This is a genomic window from Limosilactobacillus mucosae, from assembly GCF_046939755.1.
Lineage (GTDB): Bacteria > Bacillota > Bacilli > Lactobacillales > Lactobacillaceae > Limosilactobacillus > Limosilactobacillus mucosae_A.
Genome location: NZ_JBKZAY010000029.1, coordinates 1 through 22533 on the forward strand (window position 1 = coordinate 1; position 22533 = coordinate 22533).

The window sequence follows — 22533 nt, forward strand, 5'->3', positions numbered from 1 at the left end:
TAAATAATCACACCCAAATCATTAGGCTGATTGTGCTGCTGGCACGGTCAGCCTTTTTAGCTGGCAAGATCTGCTGAAAATACCGCTCGTAGTCTGGTTGAACCCGGTAATATGGTAAATCCTTTTTAATTAGGAACCAAATAAGCTAAAATAATTAAGTATGTTTAAATCGTCTGGCTGATGATGCTCAGTCTGGCAGATTAACTTAAAGCGAGGTTTTTAAAATGATTGGAATCTGGGCCAACGTTGGCGCGGTAGTTGTCGGTACTGCAATCGGCTGTTTTTTTAAGCAGTTTTTACAAGAAAAATACATCGAGACCCTCTGGATAGCATTAGGTTTCGCTGCTCTAGGCGTTGGACTGCAGTCGGTCATCAGCAACATGCCAAAAAGCAACTACCCTGTCCTTTTTATTATCAGCCTGGCAGTCGGTATCCCGTTAGGCACCTATTGGCAACTTGACGATCGTTCCAATCACTGGCTCAGCACGCGTTTTACCTCTAAGCTTGGCGAAGGCGTGGCCACGGCAAGCTTTTTAGACTGCATTGGCGCTTTGGGCATCTTAGGACCAGTCGTTGCCGCAACCAATGGTAATCAGACCATGCTTTATACCAACGCCATGCTGACGCTGGTCTGTGGCATTATTTTTGGAACCGGCTTTGGCTGGGGGATGCTTTTAGAAACACCGATCGTTTTAGTCTGGTTTGGCGGCATCTTTTTAATCGCCAAGTTTCTGTCCGCTAGTTTCTTTTCCAGCGCCTTCGTGGTCGAGGAATCAATCGTTGGCGGCTTTCTGATTGCCGCGTCAGGATTTTCGCTGTTAAAAATCAAAGAGTTCAAAACCTTGGATATGTTGCCATCCTTATTAGGCCCGCTTTTGTTCTTTTTATTTAAAAATATTTTGTAAAACATAAATAACGCTGTATTAAGCTTTCATCGAGCTTGACACAGCGTTATTTGTTATTTTTGATAGTTGTTTAGCAGAATAAGAACCAGCCACAATGTGCGTAGTGAACGCGAGCTGCTCGGTGCATTGAAAATACTGGGTAGCAGCTGTAGCGGTAGTTGTAGCAGCTAAAGTAGTGAACTCGAACGACAACAATTACAACCACATTGGTGCAAGTTGGCGCGGTTGGTGCAGTTGGCGCGGTTGGCGCGGTTGGCGCGGTTGGCGCAGTAGGAGCCGTTGGTGCAGTTGGTGCGGTTGGTGCAGTCGGCGCAGTAGGAGCCGTTGGTGCAGTTGGTGCGGTTGGCGCGGTTGGTGCCGTAGCAGCAGTGCCTGCGGTCCCGGCAGTTGGTGCCGTAGCGGCAGTGCCTGCAGTCCCGGCAGTTGGTGCCGTAGCGGCAGTGCCTGCGGTGCCAGCAGTTGGTGCCGTAGCGGCAGTGCCTGCGGTCCCAGCAGTTGGTGCCGTAGCGGCAGTGCCTGCGGTCCCAGCAGTTGGTGCCGTAGCGGCAGTGCCTGCGGTCCCGGCAGTTGGTGCCGTAGCGGCAGTGCCTGCGGTGCCAGCAGTTGGTGCCGTAGCAGCAGTGCTGGCGGTGTCAGCCGTACTTGCGGTTGAGGCTGTGTCACTAGTCAAAGCTTCGCTGGCCGTCTGCGCAATTTCAGCAGTCTGGCCCAGATCCGCAGTTTGAGCGGTCGCTGCCGTCTGGACAAGCTCTGTGTTCGTTGTTGATGCAGTTACTTCATCGGCTTTGGCGTTCGTATCCCCAAAAGCAAAGATCATCCCTAAAGCGGCAGCTGCCACCATCATTGTTGATTTCCATTTTTTCATGAGGCTTTCCTCCCAATTTTTTTCTTTAGTCCATGTGTCGTCTTTACCCAACGCGTCTGACCACTGATTTTTCGGCAAAAGGCAATTATGATGGCTGGATAAAGCAGATAGTTGTAAAAAGCAAAAGTTAATGCTGTCCAAATCAACAATCCATACTGTTTTGATCTGGTCATTTTCTGATACCGCAAGATAATATAGCTGCTGAAAAATAAGTTAATTAAAATAAGCAGTACCAGCAGTCGCCAATAATCATCCAGATTAACGATCGTAAAGCCCATTACAATCAAACTGGCAACACCCGTAAAGATCGTGATGAACGGAATCAGCATATAAAAGGTCATTTCAAATTTGGCGGCAATGTTGATAAATGAGCTGCGCAAAACCTTGCCCCAGTAGCTAAACAAGCAGTCAAGCCCACCTTGAGTCCACCGTGAACGCTGACGAATAAAAGGCCGTGTCTTATCGATGGCTTCTTGATAAACCAAGGCATCGCTGGCATATCGCGTTTTTTTGCCTTGCATCAAAAAGCGGGTACTGAACTCAAAATCCTCCAACAAGGCGTTGCCCCATGGTTGGCGACTGGATACCGAACTGACCCGGATAAACTGGCCATTACCAGAAGCCGCCGCATTGCCTAGGCGATTACGAGTGTTTTGAATCCAGTCGTTGACTACGGTAAATTCAATATCTTGCATCAGCTGCAGCCAGTTGTTGGTCTCAAGCATGCCTACCCGCGTCTGCAGCAAATCCAGCTTTTCATCATCGGCAAAATACTGAATCACTTTGCGAAAGCTTTTTGCCGTCATATAGGCATCCGCATCCAAAACGCCACAGATCAGATGACTGGCATCATTGTTTCCCTGCATCAGCTGACGATAGGCCCAGTTAAGCGCGTTCCCCTTACCGGTCTGGGCATCGGGATGATGGCGCTGCAAAAGCTGGATTCGTCCCTGCCCTCGCTGCTCAATGAAACGACTGACGATGGTTGCCGTACGATCGTTGGAAGCATCATCGATAATGACCATTTTTATGTTTGACAGCATCTTGGTTTCTCTAAGAAACAGGCGCATCGTTTGCTCAATGACTGCTTCTTCATTCATTGCCGGTACCATAATCAATAAACGGTACGATGAATCCGGCAGTACCGTCTCTTTGATCGACTGACCGTTTTGCCCAAGTGCCAGCAAAAAGAAAACCCAGATCAGATAAATTGCCAAACCAGCAAAAGATGTTTCAAAGATTATCTGATTGATCGATCATCACCCCCTTTGCTGATTAAAGGACTATTTAGTCTTTACTGCCGTGGCTGCAGTTGGGGCAGTAGCCGCTGTGGCAGCCGTAGCGGCGGTTGGCGCAGTAGCGGCAGTGGCTGCCGTAGCCGCCGTCGCTGCCCGCGTACCGTCTCCTGGAATGCCAGGAATCCCAGGTTTGCCAGGAACGCCAGGCTTGCCGGGAATCCCAGGTTTACCAGGAATCCCGGGCTTGCCAGGAATAATCGTCCAGCCATCGCCTGAAACCGAGCCGCCTTGAGCCTTAGTTGCCGTCTTAGCAGTTGATGCGGTCGTCCCTTTTTGTGCGGTCTGGCCAACTGAAGCCGTTGAGCTGACCGCAGCCGGTGTCAGCGTATCGGCAACCGCCTTACCGATACCGGTTTGCGATAAAATTAAAATGGCGGCTGGAACAACTGCATATTTGCAAAGCTTTGAGATCTTCATTACTTTCTTCCTTTCTTAATTCAGTTCCTGACGCAAAACGTTCACGATTCGCTCGGCAGCATGGCCGTCACCATAAGGATTTTGAGCTTTGGCCATCTGATCATAGCGTGCCGGATCATTCAAAAATGCATTAAGCCATTTTGAAATCTCTTTGGCATCCGTACCGACCAATTTGAGCGTACCGGCTGCAACGCCTTCTGGACGTTCAGTAGTATCACGCAAAACCAAGACCGGCTTTCCCAGAGAAGGTGCTTCTTCTTGAATGCCGCCGGAATCCGTCATGATCAGCCAGCTGCGAGCCGCTAAATTGTGAAAGTCGATAACGTTCAAAGGTGCAATCAAATGAACGCGATTATTATCATCAAACGCTTGATGAGCTGCCTTTTGAACATTGGGACTTAAATGAACCGGAAAAACAACTTCAACTTCAGGGTGGCTTAAAACAAAATCATTGATGGCACCAAAAGCTTCCTGCATCGGAGCTCCTTGATTCTCACGACGATGCATCGTCAAAAGAATCAACTTGGCATCCGGTTGAATCTGATCAAGAATCGGCATTTGCCATTGATCTTTGATAGTGTGAGCCAGCACGTCAATGGCGGTATTACCCGTTATGTATATCTGCTGGTCATTATGATGCTCTTTCAGCAGATTTTGCCGGCTCCGTTCGGTCGGTGCAAAATACCACTGTGTAATGGCATCCGTCAGCTGACGATTGATCTCTTCAGGAAACGGATCATATTTCTGCCAGGTTCGCAGCCCTGCCTCAACGTGACCAACCGGAATCTGTTGATAAAAAGCCGCCAAGCTGGCAGCCAATGTCGTCGTCGTATCACCATGAACTAAAATGGCATCCGGTCTTGTCTTTTGCAGCAGATGCTCCATTTGCGACAAGACGCTAACCGTAATTTTGGTTAACGTTTGCTGATCACTCATTAAGTTCAAATCAAAAGCTGGCGAAATATCAAAGGCCTCCAAAACCTGATCGAGCATTTGCCGGTGCTGCCCGGTCACCACCACGATCGGCTCAAGTTCAGCCGTCTTTTCTAACACTTTAATTACCGGAACCATTTTGATTGCTTCGGGTCGGGTCCCAAAAATCACCATGATTCGTTTCTTACCCATAAAAATCATTCCTAATTCATCTTTCAATTGAAAAGCCTTATTAACAAAATAAGGCTTTATGAATTTAATTTTATTTTAATATATGCAAAGAATCTAGCTTATTAAATGAATATATACAAACAGTTAACGTCAAAAAAATAATATTTAGTAATCCTACTTTATGTACAAAACGTAAATTGACCAATTCAATTTTTAGGAATATGCCATTAATTTGCAAATCATTATGCAAAATAATAAAAAAGCACCTGAAAAATTCAGATGCTTAACACGGTTATTTATTTTTGTGTATTAAGTGTTACCTAAAACTACGGAAGATAACTGACTGCCTTTTTATCAGCATGCATTGAGGTCAGCTTTAACGAGTCGTTTACTGTCTGCTCTAAATCATGCCGATCTGATTGAGCAACCCAGGTCCGCTTGGTTGTCTGAACATAGCTCTCGCCAGCTGGAACATTTCCCGAATCCAGCTGCAGCTGACGATGACGAACCAGGTAGCGCGTACCATTTTGGTCAAAAGCTGCTTGATAGGCTTGCCGATGATTTAAAATTCGGTGCAGCTGTTGTTGGTTATCAACTTTAATATATTTTCCCCGATATCTGCCATCGCCAAAAACAACGTACTGGTAGTCACTGGGCGTACTGGTCAATTCTGCTTTAGCTGCGGATGATGCTTGATAACGATAAACGCGATTGGCCAGTGGATGCGCCTGTATAAATCGATAGCTGCGATACCCCCAAAACGAAACCACTAAAGCCAGCAACAATAATAGAATGATCTCGACAAAACGCTGTTGTCTTTTCATTGTTATCCCCCGCTTGCTTATACCCCAATAAACCGTAATATTTTTAAACATTATATTTAGAATAACCTTTAGCAGGACTATTTTGCAAACATAATTTATGGATTGGAAACTGAAGAGCTGTGACTTACCCGTTTGTTTTTACTATTGACGGCATTAGGTTGATCACTATCCAACAGATATTCCTCAATCAAACTAATGATCTGACGATTCTGCGGCAGCGACGAGTGCTGTGCCTTGCTACCGGTAACCGTCATCTCAGTATAGTGCTTAACCTGTTTTTGATAAATATAGCGCCCAGCTCTCACGCTGCCTAATTTAACGATGCCATCTTCAGTATAGGTATCGGCACCAGAAACTGAATAGACATCCAGGCTTGACGGTAGCTTGTCACGATGCTTCAAGAAATAAGTGTACATCTGCGTTGGATTGCTGGTTGAGCTTTCATTAAGATTAAACGGTGATCCGACCGTCATCAGTCGTTTAATCTTTACATAGTCTGAATACTTCGCGTAATATTTCTCCAGCCATAAGGTCCAAATCAAGCCACCGTTGGAATGACCAAAAGCCTTAAAATTATTGAACTTATATTGGTCAACCAGCTCATTGAATGCTTCATCAAACATTTTGGCCTGCTTTTTGATATTGTCATAACCATCATGATTGTTTTGAAAACCCACAACAATAATCGGCTCGTTGTCACCACGGCTGATCTTGCCGGAATATGTAATCTTCCCGCTGTTGTAAACCTCCATCTTTAATAGGCTGTGCTTGTGACTGGTGTCTTTATTAAGCAGCGTCACCATTTCATCAAAGCGATTCTTGGTGGCTGAACTGCCTGGAATCATAATGACCGGTGACATCTGGGCCTTACTGCGCTGAGCCAGGTAATGGTTGTTGTCCTTCATCCAAAAATAGGCGGGAAAAGCCAGGACAATCAGCAAAATTACGACAAAAGCCAATAAACGCATACTGCGTCGACGTTCTTTATCATTAATAATCAGCATTATGCACCGCCTCGATCTGTTGTGTTTTAAGTTCAGCACCAAGCGCCAAACGAACGAATGGGATATATGCCCAGACATCAAAAATCAGCAGCACCAATGAAAACAGCAGTGCCTCCCAATCGCCATTGGAGCCGATAAATGCTGCCAATGGTCCAGGAGTCCCCATGGGCAGAGGATAAGGCGTTGCCGGGATTAAATGCATTAAGGTTGCCAAAGCGCTTAATAAAAGATTGGCCAAGGGCAGCAGCAGATACGGCAGCAGGAAGACGGGATTTAAGATTACCGGCAAACCAGTCATCAGACTATAGCTGCTGTTAAACAAGGTCGGTAACAGATTCCATCGGGCCAGACGCTGAATTTCAGGCTGCCGGCCAACGATGATCAAGGCAATCACTAAAGCCAGCATGACCCCATCACCGCCAAAGTTAGCAAATGAGCTGTAAAGCGTAGCGGCTAGGTATTTGTATGGCACGTTCCAGCTTGAGCCATGCTGAAGCGCGTAGTTCAGATTGGCTGCCGCCGCGCCGGTTAATCCTTGAGCAGCCGTGTTAATCGTTGGCCCACCAATTCCCAGCCAACTCATTAATAATGAAACGGCAATCAAGGGAATTGCCACCCAAAGCGACTGATTGCCCTGGCCAAAGTTCTCCAGCCAGGTGTAGGCAAGCTCCAGCCAGGAACTTAAAGTTAGCCAGTTGAATAATGCTCCTAGAGCCGCGCCGACTGCCAACGAAAAAAATAGCGGACGGATGGCATTTAAAGCCCGCTGCTGCATTTTTTCCAACGTCTCAATCGTCTGATCGCCGGGTTCGCCACCTTTTCCCAACCAGCGATAGACTTGTCCAATACCATAGCCAACAATCAGCGCAAATAAGACACTGCGCACGCTCAAAAGATTCCAGTCAAACGAGATCATGTTGGGGCTGCTCGTACGCGTATAGCGAAATGCCAACAAAAGCATAGTGGCAAAACCGGTCATTCCTGCCATCGGCGCATCCTGATGATATAGTTTGGCGGTATAGCGGGCCGCAGCATAGGCAGCCATTACGCCAAACATCCCAAAAGCAATCTTGGCCAGACCGCCCGTCAGCCCCGTAATGCCAGTCCAAAGCCAGTCTGGTATGATATCGCCTAAATCAGCAATATTATAGAAAAAACTATCGGGAGCAAAAAAAGCCCTTTTCAGCATTACCGCTAGAGTACCAACATATGCAATTGGAAACAGCAGCATCAGCGTCTGCCGCGTAATTTTAATAAACGAGCGCTGGTTGAGACGCACCGTCCATTCTGCCAATTTATTCAGCAAGGAGTCCACCTCACTTTTAAGTATTTTATCCTAGTATAGCGCGAACATAATTCTTACAACATCTTCACTAATTAAAAAGGTTCATGACCGGCCAAGTGCAGATCATGAACCTTCGACTTTAACTACCAGCTGGCCTTTTTAACGCCCGGCAGCTGACCTTTATGGGCCAACTCACGGAAATTCAGCCGTGATAAGCCAAACTTGCGCATATAGGCATGCGGGCGGCCATCCAAGCGGTCACGGTGATGCAGGCGAACCGGTGCTGAATTACGCGGCAGCTTGGACAAGCCGATATAATCACCGGCGGCCTTCAATTCAGCTCGCTTGGCTGCGTACTCTTCGACCAGCGCTTCTTGATGCTTGAGCTTGGCAATCTTAGACTTTTTTGCCATTTTCTACCCTCCATATTTAATGTACATTTTGATTAAAAAATAAGATTTTTACATTTGCATAGTCATTCGTTTGTTATTATGCCAATTTGCGATTTTGAATGCAAATTTTTCGTCTTACTTTTTGTAATTAAATCGGCAGTGTTAAAAAAAGCAGCTGCAATCAGTTTGTCAGCCCCATCAGATACGCTTCTTAACCCGTTCGGCATAAGCCTGGTACTCAGCCAGATAGTCCCATTTACGATTAATCTGATCAAGCAACTCTTGATCGTGCGTGTTGACCCGTCCAGTTTCCAGCGTCCGTTTATAAAGTTCCAGGTAAGGAATATCTGCCTCAACCGCCAGCTCATATTCCGACTCGCGATCATAAGGTACATGACGATAATCCAATTCAGCAATCCCATCATCGTCAACCTCTAAAATCAGATAATGAGCCCTTGTATCACGCTGCAGCGGCCACCAGCCATTAAACGGCTCCCCAATCGATCCCGGGTTTAAAATCAAACGCTCATCACTGGCATAGCGCATCAGACTGTGGTGAACGTGAGCATAGATAGCCACATCTTGATGATCGAAATTTTCAAACAACTGATCAAAATGTTCGACCGAATTAGTCGGGAACAGCGCCTGTCCCATGTTTAGCGTTGGCAAATTATGCGAGATGCCAAACTTTAATTTGCCAGCCTGCTTTTCAACATGCAGCGGCCAACTGGCAATCTCATCAATCACATCAGCAGAAACATGTTCGCCAACGTATTGGGCCAAACGAGCAAAGTAGATTCGCGAGGGCTTTTCAAGATCCATCTGTCCCCGCACGCCCTTGACCGTTAAATCATCCCAGTTGCCGCGTACCATCACGCTTGGCTGCATCTTTTTTATCAGCCGCCAGATCTCCATTACGCCAGGGCCAGGCATCAATAAGTCGCCAATAAACCAATATTCATCAACATTATGGCGCAGACTGTCCGCATACATTGCCTGCAAAGCATGCAGATTGCCGTGCACGTCGGAAAAAACCGCGATTCGCTTGCTCATCATGTCACCTCATTATTTATTCACATGAATAATCATATCAAACCTAGCTGAACTCTGAGCAAAAAAATCGAAAAATCATCATTGCGGACTTGTTTTGCATGACGCTTTCAATGCTAGACTAGACTGGTGTGAAATTATATCTTTAATCTGCTTTTTTGTTGCTTGATATTTATGAAAGGAAGTCTGTTATGCCCACAATAAATGTCGATGCGCGCACTCGTCGCAGCGTAACGATCATTTTGCTGGTGGCCAGTTTCATCAGTCTGGCGAGTCAAACCATGATGGTCACTGCTTTGCCGGTTATCAAAAACGATCTGCATGTCTCATTAAATACCGCTCAATGGCTGACAACCGGCTACACGCTGCTGATCGGGGTCGTTACGCCATTATCGTCAAATATCTATGAACGGTTTACCAACCGCAGCGTCTTTTTATCGACAGTCGGAACCTTCATCGTTGGTACGCTGATTGGCTGCCTGGCAGATAATTTTTGGTTTCTGCTGCTGGCACGTTTGGTTCAGGCCTGTGCCGGCGGAATCTTAATGACGTTTCAGATGACGACGATGATTACGATCTATCCACCTGAAAAGCGCGGTTCGGTTTTGGGGATGTCCGGTCTGGTGATTGCTTCCGGACCTGCTTTAGGACCTTCTTTATCTGGACTGATTCTGGAATACTTCTCATGGCGCTACATCTTTATTTTTGTCTTGCCGCTGATGCTTTTGGTTTGGCTAGGCGCATTCTTTAAGATGCCCAACTTCTCTCAGCCACGGCCCATCAAAATCGATCTGGTGTCGGTCTTGATCTCTTTAATCGGGTCTTCACTGATTCTGGGCAGTCTGACAGTTTTTGAAATCAACTTGCTGATTGGCTTGGCCATGCTGTTAATTGGGCTGATCATTATCTGGTACTTTGTCAAGCGCCAGCTACACATGGCCGATCCAATGCTGAAAGTCCAGATCATCCGCTATCCTTCATTTCGAATGATGACAGCGGTCGGCTGCTGCGCATTTATGATTCTGCTAGGGACCGAACAGCTGCTGCCGATCTTTACGCAAAACGTGATGCACATCGGCAGCTTTGAATCTGGCTTGATTCTGTTGCCTGGTGCCATCTGCAATGCCTTGTTCGCGCCAATTGCTGGTCGACTGTACGATCAATACGGTCCTAAATGGTTGATTACGATTGGCGGTATCTTGACGCTTTTGGCTTCGATTCCACTGGTTCATGTCAGTGCCCATATGCCAGTCTGGGTGCTGACCGTTGCTTACATGATTCGGCTGATCGGCAACTCATTTTTGTTTAATCCCGCCCTTTCCGAAGCCTTTTCGCAGCTGGCACCTCATGAAAACAGTCACGGAACCGCACTTAACAACACATTGCGGCAAGCCTGCGGGGCAGCTTCAGTCACGCTTTTGGTCGTTATCTCTGGCTTACCGGCTTCATTGACAATTGGCGTTCGGGCAGCTATGTGGGTAACCGTTATCCTAGCTGTTTTGATGCTGGTGATTTTTTATCGCTACCTTGGCTGGCAGAAGCGTCAGCTGGGCTAATCCTGCTCATTGATTTAGTTAAAATCTGATTGGAGGGTGATTTTTTGCAAGACTCAGATATCGGTACCCATCACGAACTGCCCAGTAAATGGCACCAGACTTTTTATACACTTTGGTTTGGCTGTTTTATTACTGGAATGGGCTACTCGATGACCATGCCGTTCATCTCGCTTTTTATCAATGAACTGGGGCATTTCTCGCGTTTTGAGCTTAACATTTATTCTGGTATGGCGTTTGCGGCAACTTTTATTTCCCAGGCAATCGTTTCGCCATACTGGGGCAGTCTTGCCGATCGCAAGGGCCGCAAGCTGATGTGTATGCGGGCTTCTGGCGTTATGGCCTGTACGATTTTTTTGACTGGACTTTCAGTCAACGTCTGGATGATTATCGGCATGCGCTTTTTACAGGGCGCGTTCTCTGGCTATATCAACAACTCAATTGCCTTGATGGCTGGTGAGACTCCCCACAGCAAATCTGGTTGGGTAATGTCAGCCATGACGACAGCAGGCGTTACCGGCAACCTGATCGGACCGCTTTTGGGCGGAACCCTATCAAGCGCCTTGGGATATCGAATTCCATTCTTTATTACCGGCGGATTGATGTTTGGTGTTTTTATCGCTACTTCGATTCTGGTTAAAGAAAAGTTTACGCCGATAAAAAAAGAAAATATGAAGCCCATGCGCGAATTAATGGGCCAAATCGACAATGTTCAATTAATTGTGGTTATGTTTGTCACAACCATGCTGGTACAGTCATCGGTAATGTCAATCAACCCTATCGTTTCGCTCTATGTTAAGGAAATGATGCATGATACCGGCAATATCGCATTTGTCGCGGGGATTGTCGCTGCTACCCCAGGGCTAGGAAATCTCGTAGCCGCTTCTAAAGTTGGCCATACCATGGATCGCATTGGTCCGCAAAAAGTCTTAACGGCTGGCTTGCTTATTGCGGCCGTCCTTTTTATCCCGATGACCTTGACCAATTCGCCTTGGATGCTAGCGTTCTGGCGCTTTTTGCTTGGGTTTGCCAACGCGGCTTTGATGCCGGCTGCTCAGACAATTCTGACCTTGGAAGTGCCAACCGAGGCTTTTGGCCGGGTCTTCAGCTATAATCAATCATTTCAAGCGGCTGGCTCCGTACTTGGCGCGCTACTTGGCTCAACCATCTCTGGCCTGTTCAGCTATTCAGCCGTCTTCGCTATTACTGGCTGTACCCTGCTGCTGGACTTTTTGCTGGTCTATCTGACAAGGCATCGTACTAAAACTATCAATTAAGATAAAAGCATCACTTGACATTATTGCCAGGTGATGTTTTTTTATAAGCGCTTATCTAAAAAATGCTTTATCAGCAAGCTGTTTCGGTTGACTTTTTCTGTTGGCCAAAATTAAAGAGCAGCCAGAAAGCCTTTATGTCAAGGCTTTTCTCTGACTACTCTCGGAATTAGGAAAATTTGAAGTGTGCCAGCGCTTGCCGACGCTGACAACTAATTAGAAGTCTTCGTTCGCAGATAGATTTCTAACTATACGTAACATTATACGAATAAAATCATTGCTTGTCATTAGGCACGTCAACCAAAATTTTTCTTTTTACTTGTTTCATTTGCCCAATTCGCTTGGGTCATCATTGCCGCGCAAAAGTCGATGGACGCCCAAAGCTTGATAGAGTTCAAACGATTCGGGCATGACGCCGGGAACAAAGCCCAATCGATTGCTGATCTTATTAAGCCGGTATTTGATCGTATTTCGGTGAACGTAAAGCAGATCACCAGCCTGTTCAATATTCTGTGGTGTATCAAGCAAAAAGGCCATCAACGTTTCTACCAGATTATGCTGCATAGAGTCCAGCCGTTTTTGCCAGCGAATGACCTCAGTACCTTCTTCCTGCAGCTCTCTTTGACAGCCCCGCGCAAACTCCAGATCAGCTTGATTGAAAAACAAGCGATACGGCAAGATCGTACGGGCTGTCGGCAAGTATTGACTAACCAGCTGATACAGTCTTTGAATACCGCCAAAGCCATCAACCAGGGCGGCTTGAACTACAACACATTGAGCGGTCAATTGCTGATCGCCTTTTTTAAAATCAGCTTTCCAGCTCTGCCAGTTTTGATAAGAAAGCGTCTTTTCTAACAATATAATCAAGTGGTCGTTATACCAGTCACTGATCAGTTGGTCGGTATATTGTTCAGTCAGCTGATCAACCCATTTTTTCAACTTGGCTTTATTAATGTCATTCGGACAGCTGACAATCAAGGCAGCCTGCGTATTTTTAGGCTCAAAGCTGTGCTGACGACCCAGTTTGGCGGCACGAACGACTTGCCCTTGAATGATCGCGCAAATCAGATTTTGATCATCTTGATTCTGACCACCCCAAAGATTCAAAGCCGTCTGCAGCGTTTCAGCCACCCGCTCGCACGTCAGATTAGTTACCGTCTGTCTGCCAACGAACAAGACCGTATCCTCACTGTTTGGCAAGTGCCAATGCGTAATCTTCATACCATCAGAAGTAGTTACCGGCAGTTCGCCATTCATATCGATCTTTTCAACCACGTTCAAGAGACTTTCCCAGTTGACAACGGCTTCTTTAGGCCAGTTCTCGCGGTACATAATCTCGCCTTGGTCATCAATGACTGCCAATGAGGCCTGTACCTGTTCAGCCAAAAGTTTTAAGACCGCGCCAACACTGCGCCGATATTCCGGCATTGCCGAAACGCGACCGATAATCGTCGGCGCAAAGCTGGGATGACGCATCCGATCTTGGAAAATCGCAAACATGATTTCAGAGATAACGGCACTATAGGTCATGTTCTTTTGCGTTTCCTGTGCAAAAATCATTAAAAATCTGAGACGATCGGCCGTTTCCTTAATTTCAGCAGGGAGGCTCGGCACCCGCTCGCCAACATAATAAATCACCACGCCGACACAACCGGTTTTGGCCAACCGTTCAATTTTTGCGCAATCCGTTACCAGATTATAGTTGTCTTGTTCAATTGAGGTCAGCAACAGCTGTTCATTAGCCGAATTTTCCGGCTGATAGAATTCTCGTTGGGCTACCGATGTCGCTGTAAAGTCAATCACCGATACAGTTGAAACTACGCGATCCAATCCTGCTTCGCCCGCTGCGATATGCGACTGCGATAAAGTCGGCAGCTTCAATAGATCACGAACCCGGACACTCATATTCTCCACTTCCAATTCCAAATTAAAAAAATATTAGAATAATGATAACATATTATGAATAAAACCGCAATTTCTCATTTAAGAATAAAAAAAAGACCGTTAATTGTCAATTTAAACAGACAAGTACGATCTTTACCATTATCGTTAATTTTTAAAGCTGTGAACCGGTGCTGGAATCGTGCCACCGCGACTGATCATGGCAGCTGAAGAAGCATGACTGACATCCATGATTGGCGCATAACCCAACAGGCCACCAAATTCAACCGTATCGCCCACCTTTTTGCCAGGAACCGGAATCACCCGAACCGCCGTCGTTTTGGCATTGATCATCCCAATTGCAGCTTCATCGGCAATCATCCCACTGATAGTTGAAGCTTCAATGTCACCAGGCACCGCGATCATATCAAGCCCAACCGAGCAGACTGCCGTCATGGCCTCCAGCTTAGAAACATTCAGGTAGCCAGCGTTTACGGCTTTGATCATCCCTGCATCTTCAGAAACCGGAATGAAGGCGCCGGAAAGTCCACCGACGTGACTGCAAGCCATAATGCCGCCCTTTTTAACAGCATCGTTAAGCATCGCCAAAGCCGCAGTCGTTCCATGCGCACCAACGCTTGAAAGACCAATTTCTTCCAGAATCTCGGCAATTGAGTCGCCAATCGCTGCCGTGGGGGCCAACGAAAGGTCAACGATCCCAAACTTAGCACCTAAACGCTTGGCAGCCGTGGTCCCAACCAATTGCCCCATCCGTGTAACCTTAAAGGCCGTCTTTTTAATGGTTTCGGCTACGACGTCCATCGATTCGCCCTTAACCTTTTCAAGCGCCGACTTGACAACGCCAGGCCCCGAGACCCCACAGTTGATAACGACATCAGACTCGCCTACACCATGAAAGCCACCTGCCATAAACGGATTGTCTTCGACCGCATTGCAGAAGATCACCATTTTAGCATTGTTCATATAGTCTAGTTCTGAGGCTTTTTTAACGACCTCACCCATTTCCTTGACGGCATCCATGTTGATCCCTGTCCGCGTGGAGCCAACATTAACAGATGCACAAACCAGATCTGTCTGTGTCAAAGCTTCGGGTAGCGACTTAATTAACGTCTTGTCGCCATTCTGATAGCCCTTTTGAACCAATGCTGAATAGCCACCGATAAAGTCAACGCCTACTGCCTTGGCAGCACGATCCAAAGCCAGTGCATACTTGACATAATCGTGATCGCCAGAGGCCGCGGCAATCAGCGAGATTGGCGTCACCGTGATGCGCTTGTTGGCAACTGGAATGCCGAATTCAGTTTCGATCTCCTCGCCAACCCGCACCAGATCCTTGGCTTTTGTCGTAATCTTGTCGTAAATCTTTTGGCAGGCTCGATCACTGTCGCTGTCGATACAATCAAGCAGTGAAATCCCCATCGTAATCGTTCGCAGGTCCAGTTTTTCCTCAGAGACCATGCGAACCGTTTCCATAATTTTTTCAGTTTCCAAAACAGGCCTCCTATAGCTGGTGCATAGCGTCATACATTTCTTGGTTGCGAATGTTGATATCGACGCCTAGCTTAGTACCCAAGGCGTTCAGTTCTTGAGTCAGCTTTTCAAAGTCAGCAGCGGCATCGTTCACATCGACCATCATCATCATCGTAAAGTAGCCGTCCATAATGGTTTGGGAAACGTCAACGATATTGATGTCGTTTTGAGCTAGATAGTTGCTGACCCCTGCAATAATCCCAGTTTTATCCTTACCGATCGTAGTTAAAATTGCCCGCATAATATTCCTCCTCAAATGCGTTTAGAAAATGATTACATTTATCTTAACATATTTGACGAACATTTTTAATAAATCAATTAATAATCTGCGCTTATTTTAATGTTATTTAAAATTATTCACGATACTCAAATTGCCAAGCCAATAAAGTACGAACTTTAATTATATTTTTTCTATTTTCCCTTAAACTTACGAAATGCCTGGCCAAACCGCAGCTTAAATTTCGCCAACAGTTTAGGATCCTGCTTCATTGTAGAAACCAGCGGGCTATTAGGATCACTCTCATCCAAAGGCACCATAATACCGGTAGTCAACGGCCAAAACAAGGCAATTTCATCCGGCAGCTGCCGATCATCGGGATGAGTAGTCACGTACTCATCCAAAAACAGCGCAATTTGGTGAGATTGTTCCATAAAATTGGCCATGGCGACTTCAACTGCCTGTTGTGTAGCTGTCTGTTTATAAATCATTGCGTTGCGTTCCCAATCATAAAGGCCCATTTTGGTGAGCTCATTAAACAAGGCCGCCAACCCGTCCAAAAAATCAGCATCGTCATCGATTGCCACCCTCATGCCAAAAACTTCAGCATAGGAGAGCTCTGCCACGCCAATCGTTTCTTCGTCAGCGATCGGATCATAGATCATAACCGTCCAGTGTGCATCAAACTGATCCGGCTCTGAATTATAGCTGACCAATAAAATCTCATCATTGGCAACTGGCTCTTGCTCAACCAATTCTGCAATCACGCAACGGGCCATAAAAATACCAATCAAAGTCGCACTGTCAGGCAACGGCAGGTTGGTATAATCCGCCAGATCCGTCTGCAGGTCCAAAAGCTCGTTTTGATATTTACGAATCATGGTAGCCCGCTGTTCGGAAGTTAAAAAATCATTTCCCCATTTTCGCCCCAGTTCATATAAGTAGACATCACTGTTCAGCATTCGAATGATGTCTTGCCAAGTTATTGTCTTCAAAAATCTCACCATTTTCTTTTCCTAATTCTAATTTGGTATCTCATTTTAACATGTTAGTCAGTTACGAACAAATGTTTGAGAATAAAAAAAACCAGACCGCGGCTTCGATCTGGTTTTGATTTAATTTTTAGTTTTCACGCTGATAAGCAACCTCGCCATCAACCAACGTCAAATCAGCCGTGCCATAAACCCGTTCTCCAGTAAATGGATTATTAACGCCTTTTGAAAGATAATCAGCCTCATTGAGCGTTCGTTGCGTGGTTAAATCAAAGATTACGATATCAGCCGGCTTGCCTGGTTCCAAATGACCAGCTTCATGGAGACCAAAAATATCAGCCGGATTGGTGCTCATCCAATTCAATAATTGTTCCAAGGTGCAGATACCGCCTTTGACAAACTTAGTGTACATCATTGGAAAAGCCGTTTCACTGCCAGTAATCCCATTAGCGGCTCCCCGCATGTCATCTTTAGGCTTTTCAGCTTTGGAATGCGGTGCATGGTCAGTCGCGATCATATCAACCGTGCCATCAAGCAGCCCTTCGATCAAAGCCTGGCGATCATCTTCATGCCGCAGCGGCGGGTTCATCTTGTAGTATGAGTTGTTAGCCGGAATATCTTGGTCAGCCAGCAGCAGATGATGGGGTGATGCCTCGCAGGTTACGTTGACGCCTTGCGCCTTAGCAAACCGCACCATGGCAACACTTTCTTTAGTCGAGACATGACAGATGTGATAGTGAATCCCCGTTGCATTGGCTAAAACCAGATCACGAGCAACCTGCGCAGATTCTGAAACGCTGGGGGCGCCTGGCAATCCCAATTCTTCTGCTCGTTTGCCAGCATTCATGATTCCGCCAAATAACAGCGAGTCGTCTTCAACATGGGCTGCCAGAATCATATTTTCTTTAGCAATACCTTCCATGGCTTGATACATGGTGCCAGCCGTCTGAACACCGCTGCCATCATTGCTGAAAGCATAGGCTCCTGCCTGCTTAAGACCATGAAAATCAACCAGCTCTTCACTGGTCCGACCATGCGTGATTGCACCATATTGGAAAATGTGGACGACCCCTTCTTTTTGATTCAAAGAAGTCTGTGCCTGCATGCGTGCTGGTGTGTCCGGTACCGGATCAACGTTTGGCATGGCGCCAACCGTGGTAAAGCCACCATGAGCCGCTGCCTTGCTGCCGGCTTCAATGGTTTCCTTATACGTTTGACCAGGTTCTCTGAAATGTACGTGAACGTCGACCAGTCCTGGTGCTACTAATTTGTTCGTGGCATCAATCGTTTCATCAGCAGCTGGCAGATCGTTGCCAATCGCTTGAATCTTGCCATCAGCAATCCGGACATCCGTTTTAACCAACTGGCCGTTTACGAAAACCGTACCACCTTTGATCAGTTTTGTCGTCATCTTATTCCAAACCACCCAACTTACGACCGCGCAGAACTGCTTCAATCATTGCCATCCGCATGAAGACCCCGTTTTGCATCTGACGGAAGAAGACGGACTTAGGCGCCTCAACCAGTTCACTGGCCAGTTCAACGCCACGGTTGATTGGACCTGGGTGCATGATGATGGCATTGTCTTTCATCTTGTTGTAGCGATCTTGGTTCATGCCGTACTTTTCATGGTAGGCTTCTTTGCTGAAGTCCTTTTCATGAGCATCTTCGTTGGAAAGGCGTTCATGCTGAACCCGCAGCAGCATGATGGCATCCATCTCGCCAACCAGTTCGTCAACCGGCTTGTATTGACCATATTGCGTAAAGTCTTCATTGAACCAGTATTTTGGACCAGAGAAGTAGACTTCGGCACCCAGTTTATTGAGCAGCTGAGCATTACTGCGAGCAACGCGGGAGTGGCTGATGTCACCGATAATGGCAATCTTAAGGCCCTTAAAGGTACCAAATTGTTCATGAATCGTCATCACATCCAGCAGACATTGTGATGGATGTTGGCCAGAACCATCACCAGCATTGACGATTCCAATGTTAGCCTGTTCGCCTTCCTTAGTGTCGATCAATGGCTGATAGTAGTTGTTTTCACTGTGACGAATAACCGCCAGATCAATTCCCAGTGCCGTCATCGTCAACATCGTGTCGTACAGCGTCTCACCCTTCTTAACTGAAGAATGCGTCGGATCAAATGGAATCTCCGTCAAGCCCAGCTTACGTTCAGCCACGGCAAAGCTGGTATGCGTCCGAGTAGAGTTTTCAAAAAAGCCGTTAACGACATAGACCGGCTTGTTCAGCTTTGGCACGGCACCACCGCGCTTGAAGTATTCTGCACGAGCAATCAAAGCGTTGACTTCATCAGCTGACAGGTCTTCTACACTAACAAAGTTTTCTAAGCGGACAAGGTTCATAGGTTCTAACATTTGAAAAAATCCTTCCTTAAATTCACGAGCAACCGTTTGGACGCTCACTGTCGTCCTTTAAATGGCGGATCAAAAATCCTCCTTTGTGAATTTGCCCTTAAAAAAACGCCACCCTTACTTGAGGGCAGCGTTCAACGAAAACAGCATTCATCATGCCGCAATTTAATTCGTTTCCTTGCTAGCCTCTCTGGACTAAACTTAAAGGACATTCATTCATCGCAAATAAAGATACTCGCTGTTGGTCACTTTGTCAATTGCGTTTTTTTAGTAAATCGTTATGAAAATTCAGCTTTCTAGTTACCAAATGCCTTTATTTCAGCGATTACGACCAATTTTCAAAAAAATTAAAAGCAACGGCCAATCAGTACTGGCTGTTTCATTAATCGCTTTATCATCTTTTTTTAATATTTTTCAGCATTTAACTGTACTTTTTCTGATTAAATATGATAAGTTCATTCTAATAAGATTTTTGCAAATGGGGGATTTTCTAATGAAACCAAAAATTGCGATTCCAGCCGCAACCTTGACTGAAGCTACTAACGTTATCAACGAGCGCAATGCTCCATTTGCGCCACGACCGATTATTGAAGCCGTCGTTAAATCAGGAGGCGTGCCAATTATCTTCCCAAGCGTACAGCCTGACTTAGCGCCTGAATATCTGGAGACCTTTGACGGGGTTGTTTTTGCTGGCGGGGCCGATGTCGATCCAACATTTTACGGTCAAGAGCCGCACATGAATCTGGGAATGACCTATCGTAAACGGGACCTGTTTGAGATTGCACTGCTCAAGGGAGCGGTTCAGTCCGGCAAGGCCATTTTGGGAATCTGCCGCGGTATGCAGCTAATCAATATCGGTCTGGGCGGAACCGTATATCAGGACCTTTCCGAAAATCCAGACGCTCATTTAAAGCATGTTCAAGGCGCACCAGGCAATCTGCCTTCGCATCACATCGACGTTGATCTGGACAGCCGTCTCTACAAGCTGGTTGGCAAGCATCCTTTTATCAATTCACGACACCATCAAGCCATTGATCGCGTTGCTCCTTCGCTTAAGGTGGTTGCGCAGGCTCAAGACCTAGTTATTGAGGCCTTGGAATCGCGCGACAGTGACCAGATTCTGGCTGTTCAATGGCATCCGGAAAACATGTACAAGCATTATCGCGAATCACAGGCTTTGTTTGGCGACTTTATCCGTCGTTCAGCTAAAGTAGCGGCCAACCGCCACCACGTCAACAATTAAAATAGTTAAAGCAAACAGCGCTACCTCAGCTTAAAGGCTGGAATAGCGCTGTTTTTGTTATTTTTAAATCTTGCAGGCTTATTTATCAAGTTCGCGCTTCAGTTCGTCGGCATCTGGAATATGATCGCCGGCAAAGCCTTGGAACGGATGCAGCGATTCCATGGCCGCTTCTTGATAGCGACGCGCCCGCCGCAATGCATAGTTTTCCAAAGAACCGTTTTCGACGTAGTTCATCAGTTTAGCGCTTGGCGTGGTCTTTGGATTGATAATCCGGTCTTCCAAATCCTCTAAGATCTCGGAAAATTCTGGTCCTAGCTGAATCTGGTTGGCATAGCGCTCCAGACTCTTGATCATTGCCAAAGCCTTGTTTTGATAATGACAAGGCTCAGTTGGCAGTTCTTTAGCCACCACATCATTCATCTCATCGGCATTATCCAGAACTCGATTAACCTCTGCAAGCGGCAGGGCTGGGTGCATAATAAAATAGCTGGCCAGCAGGCGAATAAACCGCAGTGTGTCCGTTCTGACGCCAACTGAACTGCTAGGATCCAAATCAAGCATGCGCAGCTCAATATATTCAACCCCAGTCTTGGGCAGTTCCTTAAGGTTGGTATTGCCTTTGAACCGCACGCTGCCATGAAATTCATAATCTGAAGTCAAGATACCTTGCTTAACCCCGTCTTCAATTCGATCAACGTAGCTTTGAACATCAGTATAGTCACCTTTAAATTTGGTTCCAAACCCATATGAACTTTGGCGAATGCTGCGGACTGGATGATCAAATCCCTGCCCTTTTTCAAAATAATTAGCCTCGGCAATCGGGCTGGCACCAAACAGGTAAGTAATAAACCAGCGATAGCGAACGAATCCTTGGGCTAACACCGCGTACAAATAGTTGCGAACTGCCTTTTCATCTTTAAATTTATCAGGAAAACCGTCCTTAACCAAATCAATAATATGCTGATCAATGCTTAGATTAATGTGTACTCCACACGGCGTCCCTTCTGAATAGCTATGACGCTTGGTCCACTCTTTCAAATACGCCTCTTTTTTGGGACCCATCTTTGCCAAACGCAGCTGCGACTTATCAGCTGGCAGTTTAGGCGGCATTGACAGCGGCCAGAGCAGTTCTCCAGGAGCCAGTGCCGCACGCAAGGCATTATTAATTTTATAAAGGTAGTGCATTGCATCCAAAGAGTGGCTGGCAGCCGGTGTTACCATTTCAGGCATCGTTTCCAAATAATCATTGGTCAGCCAAGGGTTGGTCTTTTCATCGCCAATCGCGGCCGGGTATGGTTCTTGACTGACATTGCCGGTTTCATCCACTCGCTGCATCTCAACTTCCAACCCCATTGTAAAATCAGAAGTCTTAGCAACGGCCTCATTATTAAAAATGAGTTCACCAATTTGACTGAACATAATTAGAATTCCCCTCTTAAATTAAAAATTTCTAATATTATACAATCAATCTTCTTATTTTTACAAGCGATAATTCGTCACTTAATTAAGTTTAACAGCCATAACAACTTTAATCAAAAAAACTCGCTTAAATTAATGTTTGCTCCGCCTGTCAATTTATCCTATAATTTTAATGTTACTCTGAAAGAACAGGAGATAATTAAATGAAAAAAACGTTGCAAGAATTTAAAGATTTTATTTCACGCGGTAATGTTATGGATATGGCCGTCGGGGTAATCATTGGTTCAGCTTTTACTGCCATCGTGAATTCCCTGGTTAAAAATCTGATTAACCCTTTAATCGGAATCTTTTTAGGCAAGATCGATCTTTCCAACCTTGTCTTTAGTTTTGGGGAAGCACATTTCCGTTATGGGGCTTTTTTAAATGCAGTTATTAATTTCTTGATTATTGCTTTTGTAGTTTTCTTAATCGTGAAGTTGGTGAATAAGTTAATGCTTCGCCATAAAGAAGAACCCACTGCTCCTGAGCCAAGTGCTGAGGAAAAATACCTAGCCGAAATCGTTGAGCTTTTAAAAGACCAGCAAAAATAATCCACCAGCTAAAAACATGCTGCCCCAACCTCGATATGGCTAGGGCAGCGTGTTTTTTTATTAATATGTCGCCAAAGCTGCTGACGATTTCCCCAAAATACTTAACAGCAGTTTGGGGGTATAAATCTTTCAACATCCAATTCGCATTTGACAATCTCATAAACGGTTTCGGAATACCAATAATTCGATTACTGATTATGTAGTTTATGCTTGAGTCGTTCAATTCAACTTTTCCTAAATCAAAAAATCGTTCAGTCCCATTATCATAACGTGGCTGAACGATAATAAAATGGCTAG

The 22533-nt window shown here is 45.9% G+C and carries 21 protein-coding genes; 5 read left to right on the top strand and 16 right to left on the bottom strand.

Translation table 11 applies throughout. From position 1 onward, the window contains the following. The first annotated feature begins 224 nt into the window (after positions 1 to 224). Positions 225 to 905, top strand: a complete 681-nt coding sequence (locus tag ACLUWI_RS08715; RefSeq protein WP_412146987.1) for a DUF554 domain-containing protein — start codon at positions 225 to 227, stop codon at positions 903 to 905. 70 nt (positions 906 to 975) lie between these two features. Here ACLUWI_RS08715 and ACLUWI_RS08720 read toward each other — a convergent pair whose 3' ends face one another. The 9 genes from ACLUWI_RS08720 to ACLUWI_RS08760 all read right to left on the bottom strand — a co-directional run bounded on the left by ACLUWI_RS08720 (position 976) and on the right by ACLUWI_RS08760 (position 9147). Continuing rightward, entirely contained in the window at positions 976 to 1770 is a 795-nt protein-coding gene (locus ACLUWI_RS08720) for a hypothetical protein (protein WP_412146988.1), read from the bottom strand. Continuing rightward, positions 1767 to 2957, bottom strand: a complete 1191-nt coding sequence (locus ACLUWI_RS08725) for a glycosyltransferase family 2 protein (protein WP_412146989.1) — start codon at positions 2955 to 2957, stop codon at positions 1767 to 1769. Before ACLUWI_RS08725 ends, ACLUWI_RS08720 begins: the two co-directional genes overlap by 4 nt. Positions 2958 to 3053: 96 nt before the next feature. Further along, entirely contained in the window at positions 3054 to 3485 is a 432-nt protein-coding gene (locus ACLUWI_RS08730) for a hypothetical protein (protein ID WP_412146990.1), read from the bottom strand. 15 nt (positions 3486 to 3500) lie between these two features. Beyond that, positions 3501 to 4610, bottom strand: coding sequence for a non-hydrolyzing UDP-N-acetylglucosamine 2-epimerase (gene wecB, locus ACLUWI_RS08735; RefSeq protein ID WP_412147007.1), 1110 nt, complete (start codon positions 4608 to 4610; stop codon positions 3501 to 3503). A 305-nt stretch (positions 4611 to 4915) separates the two neighbouring features. After that, the gene (locus ACLUWI_RS08740; RefSeq protein WP_412146991.1) at positions 4916 to 5413 is read right to left on the bottom strand and encodes a hypothetical protein; all 498 of its coding nucleotides are present in this window, start codon (positions 5411 to 5413) and stop codon (positions 4916 to 4918) included. 95 nt (positions 5414 to 5508) lie between these two features. Next, positions 5509 to 6417 (bottom strand): alpha/beta hydrolase, encoded by a 909-nt coding sequence (locus ACLUWI_RS08745; protein ID WP_412146992.1) that lies wholly within the window; start codon positions 6415 to 6417, stop codon positions 5509 to 5511. Continuing rightward, a complete protein-coding gene (locus ACLUWI_RS08750) occupies positions 6404 to 7723 on the bottom strand; it encodes a PTS transporter subunit EIIC (protein ID WP_412146993.1) in 1320 nt (439 codons plus the stop codon). Before ACLUWI_RS08750 ends, ACLUWI_RS08745 begins: the two co-directional genes overlap by 14 nt. Positions 7724 to 7845: 122 nt before the next feature. Further along, complete coding sequence (gene rpsN, locus ACLUWI_RS08755; RefSeq protein WP_412146995.1) at positions 7846 to 8115, bottom strand: 30S ribosomal protein S14; 270 nt, start codon at positions 8113 to 8115, stop codon at positions 7846 to 7848. 177 nt (positions 8116 to 8292) lie between these two features. Further along, complete coding sequence (locus ACLUWI_RS08760; RefSeq protein WP_412146996.1) at positions 8293 to 9147, bottom strand: metallophosphoesterase family protein; 855 nt, start codon at positions 9145 to 9147, stop codon at positions 8293 to 8295. Positions 9148 to 9335: 188 nt separating this feature from the next. Between ACLUWI_RS08760 and ACLUWI_RS08765 the strand changes: the two genes are divergently transcribed. Next, positions 9336 to 10700: a DHA2 family efflux MFS transporter permease subunit gene (locus ACLUWI_RS08765; protein ID WP_412146997.1), complete on the top strand. Its 1365-nt coding sequence runs from the start codon at positions 9336 to 9338 to the stop codon at positions 10698 to 10700. A 44-nt stretch (positions 10701 to 10744) separates the two neighbouring features. Next, positions 10745 to 11974: an MFS transporter gene (locus ACLUWI_RS08770; RefSeq protein WP_412146998.1), complete on the top strand. Its 1230-nt coding sequence runs from the start codon at positions 10745 to 10747 to the stop codon at positions 11972 to 11974. A 321-nt stretch (positions 11975 to 12295) separates the two neighbouring features. On the opposite strand, the gene ACLUWI_RS08775 is transcribed toward ACLUWI_RS08770, so the two are convergent. From ACLUWI_RS08775 to ACLUWI_RS08800, 6 genes are all read right to left on the bottom strand, one after another. Then, positions 12296 to 13876: a PucR family transcriptional regulator gene (locus tag ACLUWI_RS08775; RefSeq protein WP_412146999.1), complete on the bottom strand. Its 1581-nt coding sequence runs from the start codon at positions 13874 to 13876 to the stop codon at positions 12296 to 12298. A 144-nt stretch (positions 13877 to 14020) separates the two neighbouring features. After that, entirely contained in the window at positions 14021 to 15364 is a 1344-nt protein-coding gene (locus ACLUWI_RS08780) for a PFL family protein (protein WP_412147000.1), read from the bottom strand. Between the two features lie 10 nt (positions 15365 to 15374). Then, a complete protein-coding gene (locus tag ACLUWI_RS08785; RefSeq protein ID WP_412147001.1) occupies positions 15375 to 15644 on the bottom strand; it encodes an ACT domain-containing protein in 270 nt (89 codons plus the stop codon). Positions 15645 to 15814: 170 nt separating this feature from the next. After that, positions 15815 to 16615: a hypothetical protein gene (locus ACLUWI_RS08790; RefSeq protein WP_412147002.1), complete on the bottom strand. Its 801-nt coding sequence runs from the start codon at positions 16613 to 16615 to the stop codon at positions 15815 to 15817. A gap of 127 nt (positions 16616 to 16742) precedes the next feature. Further along, positions 16743 to 18023 (bottom strand): dihydroorotase, encoded by a 1281-nt coding sequence (locus tag ACLUWI_RS08795; protein ID WP_412147003.1) that lies wholly within the window; start codon positions 18021 to 18023, stop codon positions 16743 to 16745. A gap of 1 nt (position 18024) precedes the next feature. Further along, positions 18025 to 18987, bottom strand: a complete 963-nt coding sequence (locus ACLUWI_RS08800) for an aspartate carbamoyltransferase catalytic subunit (RefSeq protein ID WP_412147004.1) — start codon at positions 18985 to 18987, stop codon at positions 18025 to 18027. 490 nt (positions 18988 to 19477) lie between these two features. On the opposite strand from ACLUWI_RS08800, the gene ACLUWI_RS08805 reads away from it, so the two are divergent. Continuing rightward, the gene (locus ACLUWI_RS08805) at positions 19478 to 20227 is read left to right on the top strand and encodes a gamma-glutamyl-gamma-aminobutyrate hydrolase family protein (RefSeq protein WP_412147005.1); all 750 of its coding nucleotides are present in this window, start codon (positions 19478 to 19480) and stop codon (positions 20225 to 20227) included. Between the two features lie 78 nt (positions 20228 to 20305). Here ACLUWI_RS08805 and ACLUWI_RS08810 read toward each other — a convergent pair whose 3' ends face one another. After that, complete coding sequence (locus tag ACLUWI_RS08810) at positions 20306 to 21646, bottom strand: glutamate--cysteine ligase (RefSeq protein WP_412147006.1); 1341 nt, start codon at positions 21644 to 21646, stop codon at positions 20306 to 20308. Positions 21647 to 21849: 203 nt separating this feature from the next. On the opposite strand from ACLUWI_RS08810, the gene mscL reads away from it, so the two are divergent. Next, positions 21850 to 22236 (top strand): large-conductance mechanosensitive channel protein MscL, encoded by a 387-nt coding sequence (gene mscL / locus ACLUWI_RS08815; RefSeq protein WP_074505188.1) that lies wholly within the window; start codon positions 21850 to 21852, stop codon positions 22234 to 22236. Positions 22237 to 22533: the final 297 nt, after the last annotated feature.